At 73.9% G+C, this 3,342-nt stretch carries 3 protein-coding genes; all 3 read right to left on the minus strand.

The features are described from left to right. The coding region (locus L1885_RS25820; protein ID WP_235799577.1) for an AbgT family transporter at positions 1 to 875 on the minus strand (875 nt) is incomplete at its 3' end. A 135-nt stretch (positions 876 to 1,010) separates the two neighbouring features. Continuing rightward, positions 1,011 to 1,541: an NUDIX hydrolase gene (locus tag L1885_RS25825; RefSeq protein ID WP_235799578.1), complete on the minus strand. Its 531-nt coding sequence runs from the start codon at positions 1,539 to 1,541 to the stop codon at positions 1,011 to 1,013. Positions 1,542 to 1,608: 67 nt separating this feature from the next. After that, on the minus strand, positions 1,609 to 2,952 hold the full coding sequence (locus tag L1885_RS25830) for an NsdA family TPR-like regulatory protein (RefSeq protein ID WP_235799579.1): 1,344 nt from the start codon (positions 2,950 to 2,952) through the stop codon (positions 1,609 to 1,611). Positions 2,953 to 3,342 lie beyond the last annotated feature (390 nt).

Consider the following 3,342-nt stretch of genomic DNA (forward strand, 5'->3'; position numbering starts at 1 on the left):
CCCGGGGACTGCGCCCCGGCGCGGGAGCCCGCCCCGCCGCCGTCGTGCCGGTCCGCGCCGTCCCCGGCCGCGTTGTCGTCCCCGGCCGCGTTGTCGTCCCCGGCCGCGTTGTCGTCCGGCAGTGGCGGCAGGGTCGGCTCCACCCACCGGACCAGGATGAACCCCGTCAGCAGCGGCAGCACCAGCCCCGCCGCCGCCTGGAAGAAGTAGTTCATGACCACCGAGGTGCCGATGTGCAGTCCGTGCGGCACCACCGATGCGGTGATCGTGGAGAGGTTCGCGTCGAGGGCCCCGATCAGCACGCCCGACGCGTAGCCGACGGACGTGGAGGCGAAGCAGCCGATCATGCCCGCTAGCGGATGGCGGTCCACCGCGCGGAACGCGAGGGCCGCGAGCGGCGGCAGGATCACCATCGAGGCGTCGCCCATCACATGGCCCTGCGCGGCGATGAAGGTGACCGCGTACGGCATGAGACCGCGCGGCACCTTCGTCAGCACCACCTTGACCACGGTGGACAGGAACCCCGCGCGCTCGGCGACGCCGACGCCGAGCAGCACCGCGAGGACCACACCGAGCGGCGGGAAGCCGATGAAGTTCGGGACCAGGGTGTCCAGCAGGTTCGTCAGGCCGGCCACGGACAGGACGCTGCGCACCGGTTCGGCCTTCGACGTGCCCGGCACCTGCGCCGTGGCGTGGAGGGCCGCGAGGACGGCGGAGGCCACCGCGAGCGCGATCAGCAGGTACAGGAACAGGAGGAACGGATGCGGGACGCGCCTGCCGACCCGGTCCACCACGGCGAAGAACCTCCCGAGGCGGGTGGGCCCGGGAGGTTCTTCGCGGCCGGCGGCCCGCAGGCTCGGCTGGGCGGTCGGCATGGTGCGTCCCTCCGGTTCGGTCCCGTCCGGTTCGGTCCCGCCGTCGGGCGGCGTCCCCGCACCGAGCACATCAACCGGTGATCGAGCCGTCAAGGCCCCTTCATGCGTTCACGGCGATACGTGCGCGGCGCCGTTTCATCCCAGACATAAGTGGCGGAGCATCAGCAGTCCCGCCGCCATGTTCGCCGCCGGGACCCTCCCCTGGGCGATCAGCGCGGGCACCCGGGCGAGCGGGACCCAGGAGCGGCGGGTCGACTCGAAGTCGTCCTCGGGGTGGCCGATGTACGTCGCCTCGCGGGAGTAGTACAGGTGGTGGCGGGCGTCGGAGAGCCCGTTGGACGGCTCCACGGTGAGCAGGTGGTGCAGCGGCCCGGGCCGCCAGCCGGTCTCCTCCTCCATCTCCCGGGCGGCCGCCGCCTCCGGGGACTCGCCGTCCTCCACCACACCCGCGGCCAGCTCCCAGCCCCAGCTGTCGGTGATGAAGCGGTGCCGCCAGAGCATCAGCACCTCGTTGTCCGCGTTGACCGCGGTCGCCACCGACACGGGGCGCTGGCGGATGAGGAAGTGGTCGAGCCGCCGTCCGTCGGGCAGTTCGATGTCGGCCAGATTGACCTGGAACCAGCGGTTTCCATACACATTTTTTTCGCTCAGCTTCGTCCACTGCACGTTGTTGCCACCTTTCGTTCGATCCGGTGGCACTATCCCGCTGGGACGACCCCTGTCACAGGCGCATCTAGAGGGGCACGCGGAGCGCGCCCTCGATGAGGCCGGCCGCCACGGCCGCGTCCATGGAACCACTTGCGGCGAGGTCGTCGCGCACCGAGCGCAGCCGGTCACGCAGCCGCTGCGACTCCATTCCCCGCGCGCGCTCCGCCATCTCGGCCGCGGTGCTGGCCGCCCGGTCCGGCTCCCCCTGGCTCAGTTCGACCGTGCTGAGGATGGCGAGCCGGTGCACCCGGCCCCGGTCGTGCGCCGGGGAACTGACGGCGGCCGCCGCGTGCATGCGCGCCCCCGGCAGGTCGCCGAGACGCAACAGGGCCTCCGCCACCTGCACGTTCAGCAGGCCGGGCTGCACGTATCCCGTCTCGTCCGGCTCCTGGCCGGGTCTGATGCGCTCGGCCGCGCCCTCCGCGCTGCGGATCCGCTCGCGCGCGCCGGCGCTGTCGCCGAGCTGCGCGTACGCCTTGGCCTGCATCGCGTAGAGGTCCGTGGCGAGGGCGGGGCTGATGGTGGCGCCCGCGGTGCGCAGGGCCGCCTCCGCGAAGGCGACCGCCTGGCGCGACTCCCCCAGATACAGCGACTGGTTGACGAGCAGGGCGATCACGTACGCGCCGAGGGCCCGGTCCCCGCTGGCCTTCGCGAGGCGCAGCGACTGGTGGAAGTAGCGCTGGGCGAGGCCCTGGGCGTTCGAGTCGTACGCGCAGATGCCGGCGACCGCGACGAGCCCCCCGGTCGCGCGGTGCAGGCCGCGGCCGAGCGTGTCCCCGTAACTGCCGCGCAGCAGCGGGGCGGTCTGGGCGTTGAGGAAGCGGACGATGCGCGCGTGCGTGGCGACGCCGCCGGTCCTGCGGTACATCAGTTCGTAGTGTGCCCGGGCGGAGCGGAGCGTCTCGATGTCCGCCGGGCGGACCCGGGTGGGGCCCTCCCGGGAGACGTCGGGGTCGTCGGGCGGGTTCTCCCACTCCCACACGGGCATCACGGCCGGCGTTCCCGTCACCGCGGGCACGTCCACGGCGTGCGGCTTGCGCTGCTCGTCGCCGCGCCACAGTGCGGTGGCCCGCTCGACGAAGCCGGCGAGCGGGGTCGCGCAGCCCGTGGCCGACGGGCCGTCCGCGGTGCCGAAGCCGATGTCGTCGAGGCTGACCGGGCGGCGCAGCCGGTCGCCGAGGATGGAGCACATGATGTCGGGCACCTGGCCGCGGGGGCGCTGCCCGCGCAGCCAGCGGGACACGGCGGTGTGGTCGTACCGCAGGGTGACCCCCCTGGCCCGGCCGGCGTGGTTCACGCGCACGGCGAATCCCGCGTGGGAGATCCCCGCCTCTTCGAGCAGCGCGTCCAGCAGAGTGTTGGGCTGCATGTCGCCTCCGGTGACTCGGCCGGTTCAGCGTAGTGAACGGCCGCGCGCACGGGGTGTGAACGGAAAGTCCGTAACCGAAAGGTGTGCGCTCTGCCCCCGGGAGCGGGCGCCGTGTTGACTGGGCTCCCCTCGCAAGAGGCGGCCGGGCCGCCGGCTCCCCCCTCCTTCAGTACGGCGGCCCGAACCCGCGTCGTCCGCCCTGCCTGCCTGCCCGACACCCATGGCGGGGCGGACGGCGCCGGCCGGTCCCGTGCGAACACCGGCCGCGCCCGCACGGCGCCGGGAACCCCCGCGAGGACCACCGGGGCGCGGTCGGCGGACGGCCGCCGGGCGCGGGACGGAGGGGCGGCGGGCGGAGAGGCGGCGGGCGGAGGGGCGGCGGGTACGGAC

Origin of the sequence: Streptomyces fuscigenes (genome assembly GCF_021556455.1) — a bacterium.
Classification (GTDB): Bacteria; Actinomycetota; Actinomycetes; order Streptomycetales; family Streptomycetaceae; genus Streptomyces; species Streptomyces fuscigenes.

Excerpts from the sequence above, each read along its gene's own strand:
- L1885_RS25830 (WP_235799579.1), bottom strand. The coding sequence starts at position 2,952 with ATGCAGCCCAACACTCTGCTGGACGCGCTGCTCGAAGAGGCGGGGATC.